We start from the raw sequence: 24,126 nt of genomic DNA, 5'->3' as shown, positions 1-24,126 counted from the left end.
AGGCAACCGTACCTGCTACTTCACACACGCGGAAGCGACGATTGCGTCACCCTTTTGGCGGGCAGTCGGTGTGGAGCGAATGCGCAGGTCACCGGTCTGTTCCTTTCCGGTGACGATGTCCAGGTCCAGAGTTCCGCTTTCGCCCGGTTTGAGCGTGAATGTCCGGGCTCCTACTCCCAACTCGTCATGGATCTGCGAATGCAGGCCCTGCGGGTCAGGTTTCACCCGCACTGAATCGATTCCCCCGCCCTCGGGTGCATAGATCAGGACATTTGTCCGAATGTCCCCGCTGGGGATTATCTGGTCCGGCCCGACGAGGTACGAGGGGAGGTCGGCGGCGTCCGGCGGAGCGGTGGACGTCAGCGTGACCTGCGCGTGGACGCGCTGCGATCCGTCGGGGCGGCACTCCGTCGCCTGAGCGTCGACCGTCAGGTCGAGGTAGTAGCCCATCTTCGCGCGGGTGCCGTCGTTGAGGTATACGCCCAGGACGGCCGAGTCGCCGTCGGCTCCCTGCAGCTCGCCACTCAGCACGGTGCCGGCCAGCTGCGCCTGCTCGTCGCCGGCGGCGGACCACACCATGAGGCGGCCCTGACGTGCGGCCTCGGCCAGCGCGTCCATCACCGCGGGGGCGTCGCCCTGACCGCTCGCGACCGCGGCGAAGACTGCCGCGGAGGTCGCGGCGAAGAACGCGTCCTGATCCTGCGGGTCCGGGATGTCGAGGTACACGCCGTTGAGCAGGCTCTGCGCGGCGTCGGCGCCCGAGAGGGTGCTTCCGTCCGGGAGCGTCACCGGGCCGGTGGCGTCGAGCACGAGCGCGAGGGCGACCGGGTCGACGGACAGGACCCCGTCGATCGTCCCGCCGACCTCCTGTTGCCAGATCGCCTGCGCCAGCGCAGCGGAGCGCGGGAAGTCCGGCGTGAACGTCACGTCGCGCATGTCGGTGCCCAGCAGGGGGCCGAAGAGGTCGTTCTCGGCGTCGGTCAGCGGGAGCACCGGCTCCGCCAGCCCGCTCAGTGATCCTCCGGCGCGCTGGTCGACCACCGTCACGCGCCCGTCCTCGGCGTGCAGCAGAAGGACGGAGCCGGGGATACCGCCCGTGGCGCGCGGCTCGGCATTGTTCTGCACCAGGACCAGGTAGTTGCGCGGGCCATCCGCGCCCAGCATGGCCGGCAGCAGCTCGGCGGCCCGAGCGGCGGTCGCCGTCGTCACGGCAACGTCGCTCACCTGGCCCTGCAACGTCTCCACGGGCTCGGCGACCACCCCGAGCAGCGACGACGTGTCGATGTCCGCGAGCTGTTGGGCGGTGATCTGCACGGCCTCGTTCGCCGCCGTGATCGTCGGCGCCGCCTGCTGGAGAGGCGCGAGGTCCACGCGTCCGTCGACCGGGGCCAGGGTGGCCGGGTCGACCAGCGTCGTCGCCTGCATCAGCGAGGGCAGGGCGTGCTGCGCCAGGTCGTCCACGGCGCCGGCGACGGTCTGGACGGCGTGGACGTTGGGGCCGAGCCACGGCAGGACACTCGCGACGGTCCAGACGGGGCCGGTGGTGGATCGGGCCGCCGTCGCGGCGTGTGCCTGCAGGGACACCAGCGTCTTGTCGGCGGCGTCGGCGTCCCCGGCGGTCACCTGCGCCTGGAGTTCCTTGACGTCGCCGCGCGCCGCCTCGAGGGCATCCTTCGCTCGTAGGGCGTCCGTCAGAAGCCAGACACCCAGACCGACCGCGACGACGACCGCGATGCCGCACCCGATGAGCACGTTGCGCAGGACCCGGCGGCGGCGCGCGCGCTTGTAGCTGGTGCGTCGGCGCCGGACCGTCTCGGGGTGCACAGGAGCATCCGGGACCGGCTGACCGTTCCAGTCGGATCCCCATCCCGGGTGCGTCACGACGTCTCTCTCCCCCTGGGCACGTCGACGCCCCGGTCGGGCGACGGCGGTCGGAATCGTACCGGCGCGTCCTGGGTGCCCTGCTCAGGAGGGTGAGATGTCTGCGCCGATCGGGTCATCGGATGCGGGATTCGGCGGTCCCGGCCCCCAAGATGGTGCCCGTGAACCCCTCCGACCTGGCCGAGCCCGTGCGCGTCCTCGTCGTCTGCACCGGCAACATCTGTCGGTCGCCGGCGGTCGAGCGGCTGCTCGCTGCCGGTCTGGGTGCGGCGTACCGGGGTCGTGACGCGGGCGGCCTGGCGCCGGCGATCGAGGTCGCCTCCGCAGGCACGGGCGCGATGGTCGGCTGGCCGATGACCGACGAGATGGCCGCGCTGGTCGCTGCGCAAGGCGTCGACCCGCGAAGCTTCGAGGCGCGCCAGCTGGCGCCCGGCATGGTGCAGCAGGCCGACCTGGTGGTCGCGCTGACCAGGCGGCACCGGTCGGCGATCGTCGAGCTGGTGCCTGCGGCCGTGCGACGGACGTTCACGCTGCGCGAGCTCGCGCGGCTCGTCGCCGACGTCGACCCCGCCGCGCTGCCCGGCGCCAACGCGACCACGGCGGATCGCCTGCGCGCGCTGGTGCCGCTGGCCGCGTCCCGACGCGGGCTCACCGCGCACAAGCCCGCCGACGACGACGTCGTCGACCCGTACCGCGGCGGCGCCGAGCTCTACCAGACGTCGTTCGGCCAGCTCCTGCCGGCCGTCGAGGCGCTCGTGAGCATCGTCCGGCGCTGAGTGGGACCGCCGGAGGCAGTCCACCACCCAAGGACCGGCCTCGATGCGTTGCCCGCTGATTGTGTCGAGGCGGGCGGATCGAGTTCGTGAGTACCCGTGATCCACCACGCGGTCGCATCGGTCATCGCGCACCCCATGTCCGAAACAGCTACCCGCTGAAGCAAGCCGAGAGTTTGTTCCTGCGACGGGGGACGCGACGTCGAGCGCACCGCCCACCGCCCACCGCCCACCGCCCACCGCCCACCGCGAAAGGATGTGTGCGCAGTCCCGCCCGCCGGGCCGAATCGGCCGCCAAGGGCCGGACACGGCAACGCACTGGGCGCTCACGCGCACGGCGAGGTCCGCGCCGAACACCCGCGATGCCGACAACCCCGGGGGACGGGCTCGTCAGCGCGGCGCTACCCAGCCGCGAGCAGCGACAGGTCCGACGACGACCCGCACCGGGTCACGGCCGCTTGACCAGGGACGCGCGCGGACCGAGCGCCCGTTCCGGCGGCGATCGCCAGCCGCGAGCTCACATTGGAATCTCGGCCGGCAAGGATCTGAGGCATCCGCTATTGGGTCGAACGCCGGCTTGAAATTGGCTGGCATGGCGACACTCTTCGCGTCCACCGTCTTCTTGGTCGTCACGCCGTGGGGCCGAACTATCATTGGGTGCGTTCGGGGCCTCGGCTGGATCCATGTGCACACTGATGGATACTTGGGGCTTGAGACGCGCGGGCAGGCGCTAGCGCGACAACTGAGCGTCGGTTACTCGCCGCTCTCCCGTGCAGGGATCACCCGCTCCGAGAGGTGCCCGCAGACGATCCGCAGGAGGTCTCGTGGGCGCACTGCCAGCGATCGCCATCGCCGCTGTCGCAGCGCTGATCGGCGCACGCTGGAGATCGGTCGCGCGACCGGGAGTGCCGCGCCTCGAAGCGCTGTGGTTCCATGCGGTCGTGACGTGGCCGGTACTAATGCTTTCCTCCATCGGGCCATGGCTGCTGCTCGCGCTCTTTCAGAGCACCTCATCTAGCTTCTCGATCCTGGTCTACGGTCCTGCTTTTATGTTGAGCGTCGTCATGTTCGTTCGGCGCATCACCGCCCCTGGAGCCCGCGTATTCGGTCCCGGACTACTGATCTTGCTTGTGGTGGTGCTGGTCGCTCCCGGAGTCATAACCGGCGTGGAAAGTCCCATCCCGTGGGCACTGACCGTCGGAATGGTGCTGCCATTCACCTTCCGGGCAGCGCGCGAGGTACCGATCGTGGCATGGGGCGAGCAGGCGCGCTGGGCCCTCGCCGCGATGGCTGGCTCTGTGCTGCTGGTCGCCTTAGTCAGCCCCTCAACTGTCATCGGCGAGTGCCGGATCGACAAGTGCTCGCTCTTCGGGCAGACCCTGACATCCGTGCTGACGAACAACGGCAACTTTATCGGCGTCGTGGCGGCATTGCTGCTTCCCATCGCGCTATTCGGCGTCGTTTTGCGACAGGGAATATTCACCGTAGTGGGCGCTGTGGTACTCATCGAAGTGTCCGGAAGCCGAGCTGGGCTATTGGCTGCTGGGGTCGTCATGCTGGGCCATCTTGTCGCCGGGATCACAAAGCGGCCCAGGCTCGGAGCGGGTATCGCGATCATGATTGGTCTGGCGGGCTCGATCATTACTGCGGTCTATCCCTTCGATCCATCCTTCGCGACATTCCGAGGGGCCCTATGGCAGACGGCACGCGACCTCATCCCCGGTCACGAGATCTTCGGACTCGGTCCGTCCTTCTGGACGAACTATGAGCGCCTCGTCACCGACTTTCCGGCCTACGCTCCGCACAACCTGTGGCTCGAGTTGTACGTCGCCGGAGGTGTCGTCACGCTGGGCCTCGTCGTCGCCGCAGGGTGGTGGGCAGTCCGAAGCGTCCCGCCCACGGACCGCTCGTACATACTGTTCACGATCGCCGGCGTACTCGCGCTCGGAATCCTCGAGTCGCCCCTCGCGCCGTACAAGCTCGGCCTCACGCCTCTCGCCGGTCTTTTACCCCTGGCCCTTGCGAGCGGCTACTTCTTGCGCGACCGAAACGGGCTTGAGCTTGCGGAACCAGCCACAGCAGCGCTGCCGACATCTCGCGCCACCCGCTGAGGATTGATGACCTTAGCGCGCGCAAGGGTGTGCGCGGCCAGGACGGTCCTGCGCATAGATCGCCGGAGGGTCAGTCCAGCTACCAGTCCCGGCCCAGCGACCTGCTGCACATGGCAACTTTGGCGAGCCGATCATCGGCACCAGCCACCGACCCGCCCTCTCGATGACGAAATCACGGTCGCCTGCGCCGAGGATTGGGAGAGCGCGACAAAAACGGGACCGCCGAGGGCGTGCTTCGTCACGCAGTCTCCTGGGTCACCGGGCGTGGCGTCGTCGTCGAGCACGTCCTAGCCGACAACGGGGCTATTTTGAGGTCCTTCCGCTCGCGCATCCTCGCCGAGTTGCGCACCGCAATGGAGCCGGGCCCGACCCGCTCCAGACCAACGACAGGATCGGTTCCGTAGCAGCCCGGTCTAGCGCTGGGCTTTCAATAGGTTCTACAGATCCGGATCCCGATCCGGGGCGGCGCCCTTACCACGACTGCACGACTGCACGACTGCACGACTGCACGACTGCACGACTACACGACTACACGACTACAGCCGTCACTTGTCCCACCCCCAAGGTCGGCATGGCCACATCTTCACCAGGCTGACAAACCGGACTGGACAGCGGGACTAGGTGCCCACACGCTAGAGGCCGGGTCCCTCCTGGGGACCCGGCCTCTGGTTCGTGGACGGCTAGATGCCGAACGCGGTCTTGATGGGGCCGATGAGGAAGTAGAGGACGAACATCGCCGACGCGATCCACATGAACGTGTGGATCTCCCGGATCTTGCCGACCGCCAGCTTGATCACGACGAACGTGATGATGCCCGCGCCGATGCCGGCCGTGATCGAGTACGTGAACGGCATCAGGATGATGGTGAGGAACGCCGGGATGGCGAGCTCCCAGTTCTTCCAGTCGATGCCGGTGATCTGGGTGACCATGAGGAAGCCGACGACGACGAGCGCCGGGGTGGCGGCCTCGAACGGGACCATGGCGACCAGCGGCGACAGGAACGTGGCCAGCAGGAACGCGATGCCCGTCACCACGGACGCCAGGCCCGTGCGCGCGCCGTCGCCGACGCCCGCCGCGGACTCGATGTAGCTGGTGTTGGACGAGACGCTGCCCGCACCACCGGCGGCCGCGGCGATCGAGTCGACGACCAGGATCTGCGTCGTCTTCGGCGGGTTGCCCTCCTTGTCGAGCAGCCCGGCCTCGCTGCCGACGGCGACCATGGTGCCCATCGAGTCGAAGAAGTCGGCGAGCAGCAGCGAGAAGACCAGCAGGATCACGGCGACGAGGCCGATGGCCTCCACCGAGCCGAAGAGGGAGAACTGCCCGACCAGCGAGAAGTCGGGCGTCGCAAAGATCCCGCCGGAGGGCCAGTGCGGGACGTCGAGCGCCCAGCCGGCCGGGTTGACCACTGCGCCGGTCTCGTCCGTCTTGCTGCCGATGTCGCCGACGAGCTCGACGATGAACGCCAGGACAGTGGCGGTGACGATCGCGATGAGGATGGCGCCGCGGACCTTGCGGACCATGAGCACGATGGCGGTCATCAGGCCGACGACGAAGACCAGCAGCGGCCAGCTGCCCAGCGAGCCGGCGATGCCGAGCTCCACCGGGGTGGCCATGCTGGCGGGGATGCGGACGAAGCCCGCGTCGACCAGGCCGATGAAGGCGATGAACAGGCCGATGCCGACGCTGATGGCGGTCTTGAGCTCGCGCGGGACGGCACGGAACACCGCGACGCGGAACCCGGTGAGCACCAGGACCAGAATGATCAGGCCCTCGAGCACGACGAGGCCCATCGCGTTCTGCCAGGACATGTCCGGCAGCGCGGCGATCGAGTAGGCGACGACGGCGTTCAACCCGAGCCCGGCGGCGAGCGCGAGCGGGAAGTTGGCGACGACGCCCATGAGGATGGTCATCACGCCGGCGACCAGCGCGGTCGTCGCGGCCMCGGCCGCGAGGTTCGGGACGTCACCGCCACCGAGGAACGGGCCGTTGCCGGCGTCCGAGCGGACGGTGCCGATGATGAGCGGGTTGAGCACGATGATGTAGCTCATCGTGAAGAAGGTCACCAGACCGCCGCGGATCTCGGTGCCGATGGTCGAGCCGCGCTCCGTGATCTTGAAGTAGCGGTCGACGACGTTCGTCGGGGGCGCAGGACGAGGCTTCTGCGCAGTGGAGGTCGATGCCATGCGCGCAGTGTCGCAGAACTCTGTGACCCCGAGATTGCGGATCCGGGCCTGTCGTCGCGAAGGTCACACGCCCGGGCGGCCGGGTTGCCCGCAACGCCCCGGTTAGGCTCGCGACGTGCCCTCGATCATCGACAAGCTGTTCCACCCGACGCGGACCGCGCCGCCCCCGGTGGACGTCGACCTGGGTCGCGTGATGCTCGTCGGAACCGGCGTCTGGGCCGTCGCGCTCGTGGTCGCCGCGGTCCTCGCCCTGACGGACGACGCGTCGTGGATGCCCGCGTGGGTGTGCGCGACCGGGGTGGTCCTCGGGCTGCTCGGCGTGGGCTGGGCCCGCCGGAACACCGCGCGGCAGGCGGCGCGCGCCCGGGCCGCGGAGGCCTGAGCTCAGCCCAGGAACACCTGCGCGCACAGCAGCCCGCGCGGGCCCGTCGCGCAGCCGACCCCGATCTGCGTGTACGCGTCGCCGAGGATGTTGGCGCGGTGCCCGTCGGACCCCATCCAGCCCGCCACCACCGCCAGGGCGGTCGGGTAGCCGAGGGCGAGGTTCTCCCCCGCCCTGCTCGACCCGCACGCCGCGAGCACYGGCTCCAGCGGGTCGTGCTCGAAGCGGTCCTCCGCCGCGAGCGTCGCCGTCCGGCTGGCCGCCTGCTCCGTCGCGCACGGCGAGACTTCGAGGGCGGGGAGTCCTGCGGCCGCGCGTTCCGCGTTGGTGCGGGTGACGATCTCGTCGACGAGCGTCGGCGGTTCCGGAGTGCTGGTGGTCGACGGGACGGGGGCCGACGACGGCGCCGGGGCTGCGGTCCGGATCGCCGACCGCCCGGCGGGGTCGTCCGCGCGGATCGCCTGCTCCGCACCGAGATCGGGCGCCGGCTGCACCGTGACCGACGGGCTCAGCGCGATCGGGACGGCCACCAGCGCGAGCGTGCACACCGCCACGAGCACGAGCCGACGCGGCCAGCGGCGGGCCGTCTCGCGACGAACCCGCAGGTCCCGGCGGTGCGGGCGCGTGCGCGGGACGGGGTGGAACGGATGCACCCGGGGGACGCTATCGGGTTCGGGACGGAACGGACACCCACGCCTGCCCGGCGACGTCCAGCGCGATCTCGTCGGCCCGGGCGGTGTCGGTGAGCAGGGCCTCGACCGCGTAGCGCAGGTCCCAGCGGCCGGCGGCCTGGGCCAGCCCCGCCGCGAGGCCGACGAGGTGGACCGCGTGCACCACCGGGCCGTCGTCGTCGACCCACCAGTCGACCGGCGTGCCGTCCACCAGCAGGTCGTCGTGCTGGACCCACGTGCTCGGCGCGTCCGGCAGCAGGGAGCGCACGCCCGCGGGGACGTCGTCGAGGTCGCCACCCTCGCCGACGAGCCCGTCGGCGAGATCACCGGCGAACGGCAGGTCGAGCAATCGGGCCGTGACGTCGGTGCCGGGGACGAGGGCGGCCACGTCGGTGCGCTGGTGCCACATGGGCTGCTCGGCCACGGCGGCGTCCTCGGCGTGCACGACCGCCACCCGGCCCGGGCCGACGAGCGCAGGCAGCCGCTCCGGGGGCTCGTCGGGGGCCATCGCCTGCCACACCGCGGTCGCCAGGGCCGGCTCCACGGGCACCCCGACCGGGCCCCACGAGTCGAGCAGGTGCGTCCAGCCGGGACCGTCGAGCTCGTCGAGCGTCCCGATCCCGCCGAGCGCGCGCTGCACAGTGGCGTCGAGGTTCGCGACGAGGTCCGGGGCGGGAGGCAGCAGGGCGCCCAGCTCGTCGCCGACCGCGAACGGGCGCCCGAGGCCGAGGTCCGCGCGCTCGCGCAGCCACCACGACGTGTACGACGGGGCCAGTGCCGACGACTCGCCACGGACGGGATCGACGAGCGCGCGGTGAAGGGCCGGGTCGGCCGCAATCCGTGCGAGCACCTGCGGCCATCGCTCGGGGTCCACCGCGTCGAGGTCCGCGACCGCGACAGCCTCCCCCACGTACGCGCCCGCGCCGAGCCGGTCCGCGAGGTGCGCGAGGTAGTCGTCCCAGCCGTCAAGCGACTGGGCCGCCAGGGTCGCGGAGTCGGTGGCGCCGTCCCGCAGCGAGGCCGGGTCCGCCAGGACGTCGCCGACGTGCACGAGCGCCAGGTCCGCCCGGACGCCGACCGCGACGAGGGTGCCGCGCCCCCAGCGCTCGACCGCGTCCGTCGAGACGGTCGAGAGCACGCGGTCGTCGAGCAGCGTCGCGGCGACCGAGCCGGGCAGGACGAGGCTGTCCGCGGGGGTGCGCTCGCCGTCCGCGGCGGGCAGCGGCAGGAGCCCCAGCCAGGCGACGGCCTCGCGGGGCAGGTCGGCGCCGTCCAGCGCGGCGACCAGCGTGAGCACCGCGTCGACGACGTCGTCGGGCTCGTCGTCGTCGAGCTCGAGCACGGCCTGCCGCACCGGGTCCTGCCCGAGCAGGCCGACCGCGTCCACGGCCTGTGCGCCCAGCCGCTCCAGCACCGGGTGCGCGGCCTCCCAGTCGACCACCCGCAGGCCCCATCGCCCCAGGGTCTGCAGGGTCTGCTCGCCCAGCCGGTCGGCGAGGCCGGCCTCGAGCAGCACCGACCCGCGCGCGCCGCGGACCACCCGGCCGTCGGCCAGGGGCACGGGGACGGCACCCAGCGCCTCGCGCGACTGGGGGTCGTCGGCCAGCAGTGCCAGGGCGTCGTAGAGCTCGGCCCACCCGCCGTCGCTCACGGCCGGCAGGTCCTCGACGACGTCGGCCAGCGGTCGGATCTCGACGCCCAGCGCGCGGGCCTGAGTCTCCCGACCGCTCGGCAGGACGACCAGGGCCGCGATCCGCCGGCCGAGCGCCTCGAGGGCGGCGGGGGCGTGCACCGACGAGCCGGCGAGCGCGACCGCGCGGGCGGGGACGACCAGCGGCGTGGCCTCGTCCGGCGCGGCGGGCACGAGCAGCGGCGTGCGCGTCAGGCGCTCGACGATGCGGTCGCGGAGCCCGGCGTCCAGCGCGCCCGCGGCCAGGCCGGTCGGCACCAGCGCGAGGGCGTCGTGGCCGGCGGCGGCGCGGCCGTGCGCCAGGCGCGCGTAGACGTCGGCAGCGTGGTCCAGCACGGCGTCCGTCAGCGGGCCCGGGGCCACGTGCCGGCGCGAGGGGTCCAGCGGGAAGGTCGCGACGAGCAGGGCGGGGACGCTGCACGGCTCGTCGGTGGGGGTCGGCGCATGCACCACCTGGTCGGAGCGGGTCAGCTGAGCGCCGCCGCGGGGCAGGGCCCACGTGACCCGCCACGCCCGCGCCGCGCGTTCCTCGACCGGGCGGTCCGCCATGAGCGCCAGGGGCAGCTCCCCTTCGCCGGTCGCGACCGTCCACCGGTCCGCGACGTCCGCGATGCGCCGTGCCGGGCCGGTGTCGTCGTCGACCAGGATCTCGACCAGGCCCGGGAGCGCGAGCAGCAGCGGGTCGCCGACGTCGTGCAGGAGCGAGCGGACCTCGTCGGCGGCCACCTCGTCGCGAAGCTCGAGCACCACCGCTGTGTCGTAGCCGGTGGGCGGGCTGCCCTCCGTCGGCAGCGGGAGCCGGAGTGCCGGCAGGGATCCGTCCCGGCGGCGCACCTCGTCGGCGAGGGCCTCGTTGTCGAGCGCCGCCTCGGCCAGGAGCTCGGCCGCGTCGGCCGCGCTGAACCGCACGCCGCCCGTCGTGCTCAGCACCGAGACCTCGTCGGCGACAGCGCGCACCGCCGCGAACCCCACCCCGAACCGGCCCACCGTGCGGCGCGACGCCGGCTCGTCCCGCTTGGCCGACGCCCGCATCGACGCCAGTGACGCGACGCCCTCCGCATCCAGCGGTGCGCCCGTGTTCGCGGCGACCAGGACCGTCCCGTCGTCGTCCGTGCGCGCCAGCCGCAGCAGCAGCCGGCCCGGGACGCCCGCGCGCGTGGCCGCGTCGGCGGCGTTCTGCGCAAGCTCGACGATCACGCGGTCGCGGTAGTAGCCGCGGGCGTGGTCCTCCTCCGTGTTCGCGTCCTCGCGCAGTCGCGTCGGGGACGACCTCCACGCCCCCAGGACGGCCGCGCGCAGGGCGGCCGTGCCGAAGACGTCGGCGGTCACGGCTCCGGGTCGGGAACGGCGGGGGGCGCGTCCTCGTCGTCGGGGCGAGCGTCAGGGGTCGAGGCGTCGTCGGCGAACCCGGACGTGTCGTCGACCGGCAGCGGCTCGTCGGCGGCAGCCGTCGGCTGGTCGGCGATCGCGTCGTCGGCGAGCACGGCCTCCTCGGAGATCGGCGCCTCATCGCCCGGCGACACCTGGTCGGCGGCGCGCGCGTCGTCCGCGTTCGTCGCCTCGTCGGAAGCAGTCACGTCGTCAGCGTTCGTCACGCCCTCGACGGCGCTCACCTCGTCGGCGCTGGTCGCCTCGTCGGTAGCGGTGGCGTCGTCGGCGTTAGCCACCCCGGCAGCGGTCGCCGTCTCGTCGGCGGCCGAGACGTCCTGACGACCGCTGGACGAGGACGACGCGAGGTCGACCAGCTCGAGGCTGAGCTCGTCGATGAGGGGGTCGGCGTCGGGCCAGTCGGTCGGCGGGGCCTCGGCGGCGGTCTCGGAGTGCGCGCCGCAGCCGTGGTCGACGCTGACGACCGTGCCGTCGTCGGGCGACCACTGGTTGGCGCACACTCCGAAGACGGTGCCGAGCGAACCCTGCAGCGGCACGAGGAACCCGCAGCTCCCGCACGCGGCGGCGGAGGCCAGGGAGCCGGCGCTCGTCGGGCCGTGCGAGCCGCGGTACCAGCGCTCGGCGGCCTCGTCGCGACCCTGGGGCGAGAGCACCCGGGCGCGGGCGAGGGCGAGCTCGTCGATCGCGACGTCGTCGAGCTCAGGGTCCCCGGTCGGGGTCCAGCCGGGCTCGAGCCGCGGGTCGTCGGCCTTGAAGGGCAGGACGTCGCCGGGGCCGATGTCGCCCGGGCGGATGCGCTCGGACCACGGGAGCCAGGCTCGGCCGAGGATGGCGTCGGGGCCGGGCAGCAGCTCGGCCTCGCAGACGGTGACGGTGCGGCCCCGCGGCACGCGAGCGACCGTGACGGTCCACTCCCAGCCGCGGTAGCCGCGGGCGGCCGACGCGAACCGGTGGGAGACGAGCCGCTCCCCCTCGACTACCAGGCCGAGGTACTCGCCGACGTCGGCGGGGTCCTCCGCGAGACCGACCGCGACCTCGCGGGCGAGGTCGACGGCCGATCCGAGGACGGCGTCCTTGGTTGCTGCAGGCATGCTCAGGCCTCGATGTCGTCCGCGACGGCTCGGAGCAGGGCGGCGTACTGAACCCCACGAGCCTTCTCGGGGTAGCGGCCACGACGCAGGTCGTTGCCGACGCGGTCGAGGACCTTGATGAGGTCCTCGATGATGACGGCCATGTCGTCGGCGGGCTTGCGCGCCGCCTTGGCGACGGAGGGCACGGGGTCCAGCAGCTTGACCGAGAGGGCCTGGGGGCCGCGACGGCCGTCCGCGACGCCGAAGTCGACCTTCGCGCCCGGCTTCGGCGCCGTGACGCCCTCGGGCAGCGCCGACGCGTGCAGGAAGACCTCGCCGCCGTCGTCGCCGGCGATGAACCCGAAGCCACGCTCGGTGTCGAACCACTTGACCTTGCCGGTAGGCACGGTGAACCCCGTTCATGAGAAGAAGACGTACTGGCCACAAGGTTACCGGCCGCAGCCCGCGAAATTCTCACGGGAGCGCGGAAGCGTGCGCCACCGTCGCACGTTGGACCGAAGGATGAGCTCCCCGTCCGACGTCCCTCAGCCGCCCGTGGATGCCTCGGCGGCCCGCGATCGGCTCGAGGCGCTGCGCGCGACGACCCTCGAGCGCCTCGATGCGCTGCACCGCGAGCACAGCGCCGTCGTCGACGCCTCGCGGGACAGCAACGCCGACGACGAGCACGACCCCGAGGGCGCCACGATCGCCTTCGAGCGGGCGCAGGTGGACGCCCTCGCGCGGGACGCCTCTGATCGGCTCCGGTCCGTCGAGCTCGCGCTGGCGCGGCTGGAGGCCGGCACCTATGGGGTCTGCGCGGTGTGCGGAGTCGCGATCCCTGAGGGTCGCTTGGAGGCGCGCCCGACCGCGACGACGTGCGTGAGATGCGCAACCGGCTCCCACCCGTGATCCCGGCGACGACTTCCCGTCAGCCCTAGGCATGGGCACTCGAGCACGCGCCAACCCTGTCCACGGCCCGGTCGCGCCGAGGGCACCCCGTCCACCGCAGCGGCCACGGCGCCCGTAAGTCTGCGGAGCCCCACGAGTACCGGGCGCCATCGAGCGCGGCGGGCGCCCCGGACGCGCCGCGAGTCCGCCCGCGAGTGCAGCGCGCGCAACCCACCGCCTTCGGCCGGCTCTACGCGCCCTCCGACAGCCGATCCAGCGCAAGGGCGGCGAGCACCGCGGGTCCGACGGCGAGCGACTCCTCGGCGAACGTGGCCTGGGCCGAGTGGTTGTAGGCGGCGGTCGCGGGGTCCTGCCCGACGGGCGTCGCGCCGAGTCCGAGGTAGGTGCCCGGCACCTGCTGCAGGACGTAGGAGAAGTCCTCGGCGCCGGAGATGGGCTGCGGCGCCGTCATGTACGCCTGCTCTCCGAACATCGCGCGGACGAGACCGGCCGCGCGGTCGACCTCGGCAGGCGTGTTCGCCGTGACCGGGTAGCCGCGCTGATAGTCGACGGTGACGGTGAGGCCGTGTGCGGCGGCGATGCCCTCCGCGACGCGGGTCAGCCGGTCGGGCACGGCGGCGTGTGTCGCCTCGGAGAAGGTGCGCACGGTGGCCTCGAGCACGGCGGTCGCGGGGATCACGTTGTCCGTCGTCCCCGCCGCGATCCTGCCGACGGTGACCACCACGGGGTCGAAGACGTCGAACTGCCGCGTCACCATCGCCTGGAGCGCGAGGACGATCTCGGCGGCGACGGGCACCGGGTCGGCCGCGAGGTGCGGCATGGAGCCGTGACCGCCCCGACCGTGGACGGTGATGTGGACGGTGTCGGCCGCGGCGAGCATCGTGCCGGCGCGAGAGATCACCAGGCCGGCGGGCAGCATCGACGACATGACGTGCAGGCCGTAGGCGGCGACCACGCGTTCACCCGCGGCGTCGAGCACGCCCTCCTCGATCATGAGTCGCGCGCCGTGGTCGCCCTCCTCGCCCGGCTGGAACATGAAGACGACGGAGCCGGCGATGTCGTCGCGACGCGAGGCGAGCAGCCGAGCCGCACCCACCAGCCCGGCTACGTGCAGGTCGTGCCCGCAGGCGTGCATGACACCGGGGTTCTCCGAGGTCACCGGCTCGCCCGACTCCTCGGTCACCGGCAGGGCGTCCATGTCGCCGCGCAGCAGCACCGCCGGGCCCGGCCGCGAACCCCGGAGCACCGCGACGACCGAGCTCAGACCGGCACCCGTGCGCACCTCGAGACCCAGCGGCGCGATCGCGTCGAGCACCAGCTTCTGGGTCACCGGCAGGTCCAGGCCGATCTCGGGAGACCGGTGCAGCGCTCGTCGGAGGTTGACGATCTCCGCGAGCTGCGCGGCGGCGTCGGCGCGCAGGCCTGCCAGGACATCGGGAGCTTGGGCCACGTGCGGACCTCCGGTGTGCGGGATGCGGATGACCGACCGCGAACCAGCAGCTCGCGGCGTACGACGGAGACTGCCAGACGGCGGCCGCTTGCCGTGACCGGTCGGTAGTCGGCCCCCCGCACACCACGAGCGCCACGTAAGGTTGTGCGGATGCCCACGTTCACCGGTTACCTGCGCGAACGCAGCGACGACGAGCTCGTCGCTCTGCTGCGCAGCCGGCCGGACCTGGCCTCGCCGTCGCCCGCGACACTGTCGTCGCTCGCGGTCCGCGCCACCAGCCGGTCGAGCCTCGAGCGCGCGTTGGCCGGCGTCGACGCGAGCGTGCTCCAGGTGCTCGAGGCGGTCGTCGCACTCTCGGAGCCGGGCCCCGTCACCGCGGCCGACCTGCCCGCGGCGCTGGGCGCCACCGACGACGCCGGTGTCGCTCTCGTCGAGCGGGCGCTGCGTCTTGCGGTCGTCGGCGCCCTGGTCTATCCGGACACCGACGCCGACGACGCCCCGCTGCTGCCCTCGCCCGGCCTGGCCGAGGTCCTCGGCCCCTACCCCGCCGGTCTCGCCCCGCTCGACGCCGGCCTCCGCCGGGGTCCGACGCCGGAGCCTGTGGACCTCACCGACCTGCCGGCTCTCCTCGACACCGCACCCACCGGCGCTCGTCCGGTGCTGGACGCCCTGCTCTGGGGTCCGCCCGTCGGGCTGGCGCCCTCCAACAGCACCGCCGCGGCCGCGGCCGTCGACTGGCTGCTGCGCCGGCACCTGCTGCTGCCCGGCGACTCCCGGCACGTGGTGCTGCCCCGTGCGGTCGCGCTCGCGCTGCGCGGCGGCCGCACCCACGCGGCGCCGGCGTTCCCGCCCGACGTCCCCGACGACGTCCCGATCCGGCACCACGCGCTGGTCACGGCCGAGTCCGCGGCCGCCGGCGAGCGCATCGTGCTGCTCGTCGCCCGCCTGGTCCGGCTGTGGGAGCACACGCCGCCCGGGGTGCTGCGCGGCGGTGGCCTCGGGGTGCGCGAGCTACGTCGGGTCTCGATGGCGCTGGAGACCGACGAGGCCGAGGCGGCGTTCGTCATCGAGCTGGCCGGCGCAGCCGCCTTCGTGACCGACGACGGCGAGGACAACCCGTCGTTCGCACCGACCGTGGCGGTCGACGAGTGGGCGGTCCGCGACGTGCCGGAGCGGTGGGCGGCGCTGGCCCGCACCTGGCGCTCGATGCTCCGCACACCCTGGCTCGTCGGAACCCGGGACGACCGTGGAGGCGTCCGAGCCGCCCTCGACCCGGAGCTGCAGCGCACGTGGGCACCGCGCCTGCGCCGCTCGGTGCTGGACGTGCTCGCCGAGACGCCCCCCGGGACCGCGCTCGACGCCGCGCACGTGGTCGCGGTCCTGCGCTGGCGGACGCCGCGGTCGGTGCCGCCGGCGGCGGCCGTGAACGCGATCCTGGTGGAGGCCGGCCGCCTCGGCATCCTGGGTGCCGGAGCGTTGTCCGACGCGGGCCGCGCGCTGCTGATGGAGACCGCTCCGATGGTCGGGGCCGAGCCGGCGGACCCTGCCGACGCCCTGGCGGCTGCGCTGCCGCCCGCGGTCGACGAGATCCTGCTGCAGGGTGATCTCACCGGCGTGGTCCCCGGTCGACCGAGCCCCGAGCTCGAGGACCTGCTGGACCGGACCGCGCACGTCGAGTCCCGCGGCGGCGCCCTCACGGTGCGGTTCACGCCGGAGTCGGTGCGGCGGGCGCTGGACGCGGGCTCCACGGCCGACGGCCTGCTGGCCGAGCTGTCCTCCCACGCCCGGTCGGGCGTCCCGCAGCCCCTGGAGTATCTGGTCCGGGACGCCGCCCGGCGCCACGGCCGCCTGCGGGTGGGCGCCGCCTCGAGCTACGTGCGTGCCGACGACCCGTCGCTCCTCGCGGGCCTCGCGGAGGACCCGCGCCTGGCGTCCCTCGGCCTGGTCCGGCTCGCGCCGACCGTGCTGGCGGCRCAGGCGCCCGTCCGCGAGCTGGTCGACGCCCTCCGGACGCACGGTCTCGCGCCGGTGGCGGAGGGTCCCGACGGACAGGTGGTGCACGTCGTGTCGACCGTGCGCCGCGTCGGTCGTCGGGCCGCGGCGGGTGCGCGTCGCCGCGCGACCGACATCGCCCCCGCCGCGGTCCGGGAGACGGTGAGCGACGAGCGGCTGCTCGCGCTCGTGCCGCAGCTGCGCAGGGCAGAGCGCGATCGGACCGTCGACGAGGTCGAGCGCCTGCCGGGGGCGCTCCCGCCGCTCCCGGTGCGCCGCGCGGTCCAGCCCACGCTGCCGCCACCGCCGGCGGGAACAGCGGACCCTGTCGACGCGTTGGTGCTGCTGCGCGAGGCGGCGGCCGAGAAGGCCGAGGTGTGGGTCGAGCTGGTCGGCTCGCACGGCGTCCCGCAACGGCGACTGCTCCGACCCCTGCGGGTGGAGGGCGGGCGGCTGCGGGCCATCGACACCGCCCGCGAGTCCGAGCTGACGGTCGCCGTGCACCGCATCGCCACCGTCACGCGCGCGACGCCAGCGCCGACGGACCAAGCAGCCGACGATCGTCAGGAGACTTCGTGACCAACGGCCCCCTCATCGTGCAGAGCGACAAGACGCTCCTGCTCGAGGTCGACCACGACCAGGCCGAGGCCTGCCGCCGCGCCATCGCCCCGTTCGCGGAGCTGGAGCGCGCCCCGGAGCACGTGCACACGTACCGCCTGACCCCGCTCGGCCTCTGGAACGCGCGCGCCGCGGGCCACGACGCCGAGCAGGTGGTCGACGTCCTGCTCGAGTACTCGCGCTACCCGGTCCCGCACGCCCTGCTGGTCGACGTCGCCGACACGATGTCCCGCTACGGCCGCCTGCAGCTGGTGCAGGACCCCGTGCACGGCCTCGTCCTGCACGCGCTCGACCCGGCCGTGCTCGCCGAGGTCGTGCGGTCGAAGCGGACCGCGGGCCTGCTGGGCGCCCGGCTCGACGCGACCGACGTCATCGTCCACCCCTCCGAGCGCGGCCACCTCAAGCAGGTGCTGCTCAAGCTCGGTTGGCCGGCGGAGGACCTCGCGGGCTACGTCAACGGGGAGGCTCACCAGATCGACCTGCACGAGGACGGCTGGCAGCTGCGGCCGTACCAGAAGCAGGCCGTCGACGGCTTCTTCCACGGCGGCTCGGGCGTCGTCGTGCTGCCCTGCGGCGCCGGCAAGACCCTCGTCGGCGCGGGTGCCATGGCGCGCTCGTCGACGACGACCCTGATCCTGGTCACCAACACCGTGAGCGCCCGGCAGTGGCGCGACGAGCTGGTGAAGCGCACGTCGCTGACCGAGGACGAGATCGGCGAGTACTCGGGCGCCCGCAAGGAGATCCGCCCGGTCACCATCGCGACCTACCAGGTGCTGACGACGAAGCGGAAGGGCGTGTACACGCACCTCGAGCTGCTCGACGCCCGCGACTGGGGGCTCGTGGTCTACGACGAGGTCCACCTGCTCCCGGCGCCGATCTTCCGCATGACGGCCGACCTGCAGGCCCGCCGACGCCTCGGCCTGACCGCCACGCTCGTGCGCGAGGACGGCCGCGAGGACGAGGTGTTCAGCCTCATCGGGCCCAAGCGCTTCGACGCCCCGTGGAAGGACATCGAGGCCCAGGGCTACATCGCGCCCGCCGACTGCGTCGAGGTCCGCCTCACGCTCCCCGACGCCGACCGCATGGCCTACGCGATCGCCGAGCCGGAGGAGAAGTACCGGCTCGCCGCGACCGCCCGTGGCAAGAACCGCGTGGTCGAGCAGCTGGTGGCCAAGCACGAGGGTGACCCGACGCTGGTGATCGGCCAGTACCTCGACCAGCTGCACACGCTCGCGGAGCACCTGGACGCCGACCTCATCACCGGCGAGACCACGGTCCACGAGCGCCAGCGGCTGTTCGACGCGTTCCGCTCCGGCGAGATCACCAAGCTCGTCGTGAGCAAGGTCGCCAACTTCTCGATCGACCTGCCCGAGGCGTCGGTCGCGATCCAGGTGTCCGGCTCGTTCGGCTCCCGCCAGGAGGAGGCCCAGCGCCTCGGCCGGATCATGCGGCCCAAGGGCGACGGGCGGACCGCGCACTTCTACACGGTCGTCGCGCGCGACACGGTCGACCAGGACTTCGCCGCGCACCGGCAGCGGTTCCTGGCCGAGCAGGGGTACGCGTACTCGATCGTGGACGCCGAGGACCTGGACCCCGCGAAGGATTGAGGACTGAGCCGGAGCGCAGCGGAGGTGAGGGGCGCGGAGCGTCACTCGCCCGCAGCGGAGCGCAGGCTCAGGCCGACCACGAGCACTGAGCCGGAGCGCAGCGGAGGGTGAGGGGCGGAGCGTCACTCGCCCGCAGCGGAGCGCAGGCTCAGGCCGACCACGAGCGCTGAGACGACGAGAGCGCCCGACCCCGTGGCGGGGTCGGGCGCTCTGTCGTTGCGTGAGGTCGTTGCGTCAGGCGGAGACGGGCTCCTGCGCGCTCGCGCGCACGTGGGCCGCGAACGACTCGGCGAGCACGCGGCCGGCGGCCGTCACCTCGGCCTCGCGCGCGGCGTAGGCGGCGAGCACGGCCTCGGTGTCGACGTCGTCGTACCCGTCGGCCCAGGCGCGCAGCGTCTCGGCGCCGGCCTCGGGGTGGAACTGCACACCCCACGCCGACCCGATGCGGAAGGCCTGGTACGGGTACATCGCCGACGACGCGAGCCACACGGCACCGCGGGGCAGGTCGACGACCGCGTCCGCGTGCATGCTGGGCTGCGGCGTGCGGTAGCGGTCGTCCGCCAGGGCGGCGACCGGGCCGACGACGACGTCGCCCGCGGCCTCGGGGCGCCAGCGCACGTCGACGATGCCGGACTCGCGCCCGGGAGGCGCCGCCACCTGGACGCGTCCGCCACGGGCCGCGGCGAGCAGCTGGGCGCCGAGGCAGATGCCGAGCGTCGGCACGCCCTGCGTGCTGGCGTCGGCGAGCAGCGCGCGCAGCTCGGGCAGCCACGTGGCCGTGGCGTCGTCGTAGGCCGACATGTGGCCGCCCAGGACCACGAGGCCGTCGCCGACCTCGTCCGCGACGGGAACGCTCTCACCGGCGAACGCCGCGACGATGCGCAGCTCGACGTCGCCGAGCCAGTCGGCGAAGCGGTCGAGCTGGACGTCCGGAGAGCTCTGGATGACGGTGACGACCGGGCGAGGGCCGCCGTGCAGGGGGGTAGTCACGCGGAGACGGTACCCCCGCGGAACCCCGGATCTGCAAGGAACGGACGACCGATGTGTCCGTTTGCAGGTCGGTCGTCCATGTTTGCCGGGCGGATGAATCTGTTACGCGTGCGCGTCATCACAGCGTGCGCGTGCTCCGCCGTCCGGCGTTCACCCAGCAGACTCCCAGGCTTCCGGGCCAGACTTGCGTCATGTCGACACCCCACACGACCGCGTCGTCGGGCACCCCCGAGGCGCGTCTGCTCGTCGTCGACGACGAGCCGAACATCCGCGAGCTGCTTGCGACGTCGCTGCGCTTCGCGGGCTTCGAGGTCTACGCGGCCGCCGACGGGGGTTCCGCGCTGCGCCTCGCCCGCGAGGTCGAGCCGGACCTCGTGGTGCTCGACGTGATGCTGCCCGACATGGACGGCTTCACCGTGACGCGGCGCCTGCGCGAGAAGGGTCAGCACGTGCCCGTGCTCTTCCTCACCGCGCGCGACGACACCGCCGACAAGGTGCAGGGCCTCACCGTGGGCGGCGACGACTACGTGACCAAGCCGTTCAGCCTGGAGGAGGTCGTCGCGCGCATCCGCGCCGTGCTGCGCCGCACGCGTCCGGGTCTCGACGACGACAGCAGCGTCCTGCGCTACGCCGACCTCGAGCTCGACGAGGACTCCCACGAGGTGGTCCGCGCCGGCCACCCCGTCGACCTGTCCCCCACCGAGTTCAAGCTGCTGCGCTACCTCATGCTCAACCCCGGCCGCGTGCTGTCGAAGTCGCAGATCCTCGACCACGTCTGGCAGTACGACTGGGGCGGCGACGCCAACATCGTCGAGTCCTACATCTCCTACCTGCGCCGCAAGGTCGACCAGATCGACGGCGCCGACGGGCAGCGCCTGCCCCCGCTGATCCACACCAAGCGCGGGGTGGGCTACCTGCTGCGCGAGTCGTCGTGACGGCTGAGGTCCTCGACCCCGAGACCGAGGCTCCGCCCGCCGCACCTCGGCGCCGGTTCGGCGCCCTGCGCGGCTGGTGGGCCGGCACGACGCTGGTCTCGCGCCTCGTCGGCATCGTCACCGTGCTGCTCGCCGTCGGCCTGGTGCTGGCGGGCGCCACCAGCGCGGCGCTGCTCGAGGGCACGCTCGTGGCGCAGGTCGACAAGAAGCTCCAGACGGAGGGCACGCAGGTCGCGCAGCAAAGGCTCAGCCAGCTCGACCTCACCGGCAGCCCGTTCTACACACCGAGCGACTACTACCTGCGGTACGCGGTGGGCGACGACGAGCTGCCGATCCAGTCGGAGACGACGCAGGACCAGTACGGCACGCCGAACGTGCCGTCGATCAGCATCGCCCAGGCGCGCGCCCAGAACGGCGACCCGTTCACCGTCTCCTCGACCGAGCCGGGATCGCAGTGGCGAGCCGTCGCCTACAACTTCACCATGCGGGACGGCACGATCGGCACGGCGGTCATCGCGCTGCCGCTCGGCGACATCCAGCGCACCGTCCAGCACATGAGCGTCGTGCTGCTGCTCAGCGGCCTCGGGATCCTCCTGCTCGGCGCCGCCGCGGGGACGTGGGCCGTCCGGCGCTCCCTCAAGCCCCTGCGCGAGATCGAGGCCACCGCCGCGGCCATCGCCGACGGAGACCTGTCCCAGCGCGTGCCGGCCGCGTCCGAGCACACCGAGGTCGGCCGCCTCAGCGCCGCGCTCAACGGGATGCTGACGCAGATCGAGCAGGCGTTCGGCGCCCAGACCGCCTCCGAGGCGCGCATGCGCCGCTTCGTCGCCGACGCCTCCCACGAGCTGCGCACCCCGCTGGCCACCATCCGCGGCTACGGCGAGCTCTATCGGATGGGCGCCCTGACCACCACCGACCAGGTCGACGACACCATGCGGCGGGTGGAGCAGTCCGCGATCCGCATGGGTGCGCTCGTCGAGGACCTGCTGGCACTGGCCCGCGTCGACGAGGGCCGCCCTATGCAGATGGGCCCGGTCGACCTCACCGTGCTCGCCGCCGACGCCGTCAGCGACCTGCACGCCCTCGACCCCTCGCGACCGACCCGGCTGGTCCCGCTCGTGGACGGCGCGCCCGGCGGCCCGTGCGTCGTCGTCGGCGAGGAGTCGCGCCTCCGGCAGGTGCTCGCGAACCTCGTCGGCAACACCGTCCAGCACACGCCGCCCGGCACACCCGTGGAGATCGCGGTCGGGATCCTGCCGTCGGGCGACGGCGCGCTCGAGGTGCGCGACCACGGGCCCGGCATCGACCCCGAGCACGCGGCGCGCGTGTTCGAGCGGTTCTACCGGGTCGACGCCAGCCGCGGACGCGACTCCGGCKGGGCCGGCCTGGGCATGGCGATCGTCGCCGCGATCGTCGACGCGCACCACGGAACCGTGAGCCTGGAGCAGACACCCGGAGGGGGGACGACCGTCCGGGTCACCCTCCCGGTGCCGTCCCGCGAGGCACAGGTCTGAGGGCTACCATGGCGGGTTCCTACCGTCGATGTAAGGCTGAACTTCATGGGCGTCCATGACGCACCGCAGTGGTTGTTGTCCGCGTATGTCCGCAGTGCCGTCGGGGCCGGCGCCACCGCCCCGACCGAGCAGATCCGCGACGCCGGGCAGGCGCTGGTCGATCGTTGGGGCTCCCCCGGCCGCTCCTTCCACAACCTGAGGCACCTGGTCGACGTGCTGAGCAGGGTCGACGAGCTGGCCGAGGAGACGCACCGGCCCGACATCGTGCGGCTCGCCGCCTGGTACCACGGCGCGATCTTCGACGCCGCCGACCGCAAGGCCTACGCCAACCGCGGCGGCGAGGACGAGATCGCGAGCGCGCGCCTGGCGTTCGACGAGCTCACGGCCCTCGGCGTCCCCGAGAAGCACGCGCAGCGCGTCCACGACCTCGTCGTCGCCCTGGTCCGCCACACCCCCAACCCCGCGGACTCGGACTGCGCCGTGCTGTGCGACGCCGACCTCGCGATGCTCGCCACCGAGCCCCAGAAGTACAAGGCGTACGTGCAGGACATCCGCACGGAGTACGCCCACCTGCCCGTCGAGGACTACCTGCGGGCCCGCGTCCGCATCCTGCACAAGCTCCTGGCCCGGCCGTCGCTGTTCGTCAGCCCGCTCGGAGCCGCGTGGGAGGAGCCCGCGCGGCAGAACCTCTCCGGTGAGCTGCAGCGGCTCGAGAAGGAGCTGCGCGCGATCGATGCCGCCGCGGCGGCTGCCGCTGCCGAGGCGCCCGCGGCGTCCGGGGCCGCTGGCTACGGCAGCCCCGCCGAGGGGTCGACGGCCGCGCACACCTGACGATCCTCGTCGGGGACGACGTCCGGGCACCTTCCGGACGTCGTCCCTGGGCTCGCCGGTGTCGGGACGCTGGTGTCTCGTCGTCGGGCCGCGTACTCTGTGGGAGCGCTCTCGCGGTGCATCGCCTTGCAGGTCTCTGGTCGGGCTGCGGGTCGTGTGATGACCGAGGTGCTGGACGGTCCCGGGTCGGGGTGCAGCGGTGCCCCCGACCCGGGCCGAAGCCACGCCTTCGGCTTGCGCCTGTCTCCTGTTGGCCCGGCGCCCGCTCGTTCCCGCCTGATGCGCGGCGCGCGCCTGGCGCCTCGCCGCCCGCCTGTTGCCAGGCGTGCCTGTGCCCGCGCTCGCGCCTTGCTAGGCGCTCGCCTGTTGCCTTGCGGCCGGCAGTTGCCTCGCCGAGCCGCCCACAGCCCCCGGTTGCTGCGGCGACGCGCACCGTTCTCTCGCCCCCCGAATCCCGCGCACGGTCGCTTCTCCTAGCGTCGTCGCACATCGGTCGGGACCAGCTCGGCCGCCGGCGACGGAGGTGCCATGAGCAGATACGAGGTCGACAGCGCGCAGGTCGCCCAGGCGGCGGCGAGCGTGCAGGCGCGCGCCGGCACCATCCGCAGCGAGGTGGCGGCGATGCACCGGCAGCTGGCCGACCTGCAGGGCTCATGGCGCGGCGCCGCCGCCACGGCGTTCAGCGGCGTCCTCGCCGACTGGTCCGCCACCGAGACGCGCCTCGACGCGTCACTGGAGCAGATCGTGGCGGCGATGCAGTCGGCCGCGCGCACCTATGCCGAGGCGGAGTCGCAGGCGTCGCGGCTGTTCAGCGTGTGACGGGGCGACAGCCGCGCCTACGCTCGGGCCGTGACCGTGCTCGTGGACCCGCCGATGTGGCCGAACCACGGCATGCTCTGGGCCCACCTGGTCAGCGACTCGTCGCTCGAGGAGCTGCACGCGTTCGCCGCTCGGGCGGGGATCCCTCCGCGGGGGTTCGACCTCGACCACTACGACGTGCCCGACCAGCGGATCGACGAGCTCGTGGCGCTCGGCGCGCAGCCGGTCAGCGCCAAGGAGCTGATCACGCGGCTGCGGGCCTCCGGGCTGCGCGTCCCGGCGCGGGACCGCGGTCGGCACCACTAGCC

At 73.1% G+C, this 24,126-nt stretch carries 19 protein-coding genes; 11 read left to right on the top strand and 8 right to left on the bottom strand.

Going from position 1 to position 24,126, the window contains the following annotated elements; all coding sequences use genetic code 11:
• Positions 1–15: 15 nt before the first annotated feature.
• Positions 16–1,881 (bottom strand): DUF4012 domain-containing protein, encoded by a 1,866-nt coding sequence (locus AC1DQC_RS02200; RefSeq protein ID WP_477049595.1) that lies wholly within the window; start codon positions 1,879–1,881, stop codon positions 16–18.
• A 152-nt stretch (positions 1,882–2,033) separates the two neighbouring features.
• On the opposite strand from AC1DQC_RS02200, the gene AC1DQC_RS02195 reads away from it, so the two are divergent.
• The gene (locus AC1DQC_RS02195; RefSeq protein WP_477049680.1) at positions 2,034–2,657 is read left to right on the top strand and encodes an arsenate reductase/protein-tyrosine-phosphatase family protein; all 624 of its coding nucleotides are present in this window, start codon (positions 2,034–2,036) and stop codon (positions 2,655–2,657) included.
• Positions 2,658–3,478: 821 nt separating this feature from the next.
• Positions 3,479–4,765, top strand: coding sequence for an O-antigen ligase family protein (locus AC1DQC_RS02190; RefSeq protein ID WP_477049594.1), 1,287 nt, complete (start codon positions 3,479–3,481; stop codon positions 4,763–4,765).
• A 680-nt stretch (positions 4,766–5,445) separates the two neighbouring features.
• Here AC1DQC_RS02190 and AC1DQC_RS02185 read toward each other — a convergent pair.
• Positions 5,446–6,951 carry an NCS2 family permease gene (locus tag AC1DQC_RS02185; protein WP_477049593.1) on the bottom strand — a complete coding sequence of 502 codons (1,506 nt, stop codon included), beginning with the start codon at positions 6,949–6,951 and terminating at the stop codon, positions 5,446–5,448.
• Between the two features lie 115 nt (positions 6,952–7,066).
• On the opposite strand from AC1DQC_RS02185, the gene AC1DQC_RS02180 reads away from it, so the two are divergent.
• Positions 7,067–7,333: a DUF2530 domain-containing protein gene (locus tag AC1DQC_RS02180; RefSeq protein ID WP_477049592.1), complete on the top strand. Its 267-nt coding sequence runs from the start codon at positions 7,067–7,069 to the stop codon at positions 7,331–7,333.
• A 2-nt stretch (positions 7,334–7,335) separates the two neighbouring features.
• On the opposite strand, the gene AC1DQC_RS02175 is transcribed toward AC1DQC_RS02180, so the two are convergent.
• The 4 genes from AC1DQC_RS02175 to AC1DQC_RS02160 are packed head-to-tail and all read right to left on the bottom strand — an operon-like array spanning position 7,336 to position 12,560.
• Positions 7,336–7,986: a CAP domain-containing protein gene (locus tag AC1DQC_RS02175; protein ID WP_477049591.1), complete on the bottom strand. Its 651-nt coding sequence runs from the start codon at positions 7,984–7,986 to the stop codon at positions 7,336–7,338.
• Positions 7,987–7,996: 10 nt separating this feature from the next.
• Positions 7,997–11,023 (bottom strand): sacsin N-terminal ATP-binding-like domain-containing protein, encoded by a 3,027-nt coding sequence (locus AC1DQC_RS02170; protein WP_477049590.1) that lies wholly within the window; start codon positions 11,021–11,023, stop codon positions 7,997–7,999.
• On the bottom strand, positions 11,020–12,174 hold the full coding sequence (locus AC1DQC_RS02165; protein WP_477049589.1) for a DUF3027 domain-containing protein: 1,155 nt from the start codon (positions 12,172–12,174) through the stop codon (positions 11,020–11,022). Before AC1DQC_RS02165 ends, AC1DQC_RS02170 begins: the two co-directional genes overlap by 4 nt.
• Before the next feature lie 2 nt (positions 12,175–12,176).
• Complete coding sequence (locus AC1DQC_RS02160; RefSeq protein ID WP_315098645.1) at positions 12,177–12,560, bottom strand: cold-shock protein; 384 nt, start codon at positions 12,558–12,560, stop codon at positions 12,177–12,179.
• A gap of 115 nt (positions 12,561–12,675) precedes the next feature.
• Between AC1DQC_RS02160 and AC1DQC_RS02155 the strand changes: the two genes are divergently transcribed.
• Complete coding sequence (locus AC1DQC_RS02155) at positions 12,676–13,062, top strand: TraR/DksA family transcriptional regulator (RefSeq protein WP_477049588.1); 387 nt, start codon at positions 12,676–12,678, stop codon at positions 13,060–13,062.
• Positions 13,063–13,291: 229 nt separating this feature from the next.
• Here AC1DQC_RS02155 and AC1DQC_RS02150 read toward each other — a convergent pair whose 3' ends face one another.
• The gene (locus AC1DQC_RS02150) at positions 13,292–14,512 is read right to left on the bottom strand and encodes a M20 metallopeptidase family protein (RefSeq protein ID WP_477049587.1); all 1,221 of its coding nucleotides are present in this window, start codon (positions 14,510–14,512) and stop codon (positions 13,292–13,294) included.
• 150 nt (positions 14,513–14,662) lie between these two features.
• Here AC1DQC_RS02150 and AC1DQC_RS02145 point away from each other — a divergent pair, with 150 nt between their 5' ends.
• Both AC1DQC_RS02145 and AC1DQC_RS02140 read left to right on the top strand, forming a co-directional pair.
• Positions 14,663–17,083, top strand: a complete 2,421-nt coding sequence (locus AC1DQC_RS02145) for a helicase-associated domain-containing protein (protein ID WP_477049586.1) — start codon at positions 14,663–14,665, stop codon at positions 17,081–17,083.
• Complete coding sequence (locus AC1DQC_RS02140; RefSeq protein ID WP_477049585.1) at positions 17,080–18,729, top strand: DNA repair helicase XPB; 1,650 nt, start codon at positions 17,080–17,082, stop codon at positions 18,727–18,729. The genes AC1DQC_RS02145 and AC1DQC_RS02140 overlap by 4 nt, the downstream gene beginning before the upstream one ends.
• Positions 18,730–18,963: 234 nt before the next feature.
• Here AC1DQC_RS02140 and AC1DQC_RS02135 read toward each other — a convergent pair whose 3' ends face one another.
• Positions 18,964–19,719, bottom strand: coding sequence for a type 1 glutamine amidotransferase (locus tag AC1DQC_RS02135; protein ID WP_477049584.1), 756 nt, complete (start codon positions 19,717–19,719; stop codon positions 18,964–18,966).
• Between the two features lie 191 nt (positions 19,720–19,910).
• On the opposite strand from AC1DQC_RS02135, the gene AC1DQC_RS02130 reads away from it, so the two are divergent.
• The 5 genes from AC1DQC_RS02130 (at position 19,911) to AC1DQC_RS02110 (ending at position 24,124) form a co-directional block, all read left to right on the top strand.
• Positions 19,911–20,654: a response regulator transcription factor gene (locus AC1DQC_RS02130; protein WP_477049583.1), complete on the top strand. Its 744-nt coding sequence runs from the start codon at positions 19,911–19,913 to the stop codon at positions 20,652–20,654.
• Positions 20,651–22,168 carry a sensor histidine kinase gene (locus AC1DQC_RS02125; RefSeq protein ID WP_477049582.1) on the top strand — a complete coding sequence of 506 codons (1,518 nt, stop codon included), beginning with the start codon at positions 20,651–20,653 and terminating at the stop codon, positions 22,166–22,168. Before AC1DQC_RS02130 ends, AC1DQC_RS02125 begins: the two co-directional genes overlap by 4 nt.
• A gap of 45 nt (positions 22,169–22,213) precedes the next feature.
• Positions 22,214–22,999, top strand: a complete 786-nt coding sequence (locus AC1DQC_RS02120; RefSeq protein WP_477049581.1) for an HD domain-containing protein — start codon at positions 22,214–22,216, stop codon at positions 22,997–22,999.
• A gap of 528 nt (positions 23,000–23,527) precedes the next feature.
• Positions 23,528–23,818, top strand: a complete 291-nt coding sequence (locus AC1DQC_RS02115) for a WXG100 family type VII secretion target (protein WP_477049580.1) — start codon at positions 23,528–23,530, stop codon at positions 23,816–23,818.
• A gap of 30 nt (positions 23,819–23,848) precedes the next feature.
• Complete coding sequence (locus AC1DQC_RS02110) at positions 23,849–24,124, top strand: DUF4031 domain-containing protein (protein ID WP_477049579.1); 276 nt, start codon at positions 23,849–23,851, stop codon at positions 24,122–24,124.
• Positions 24,125–24,126: the final 2 nt, after the last annotated feature.

It is taken from the genome of Cellulomonas sp. P4_H12, from assembly GCF_056400905.1.
The sequence above is the reverse complement of the archived record's forward strand: the minus strand, read 5'-3'. Positions and strand labels throughout refer to the sequence as shown.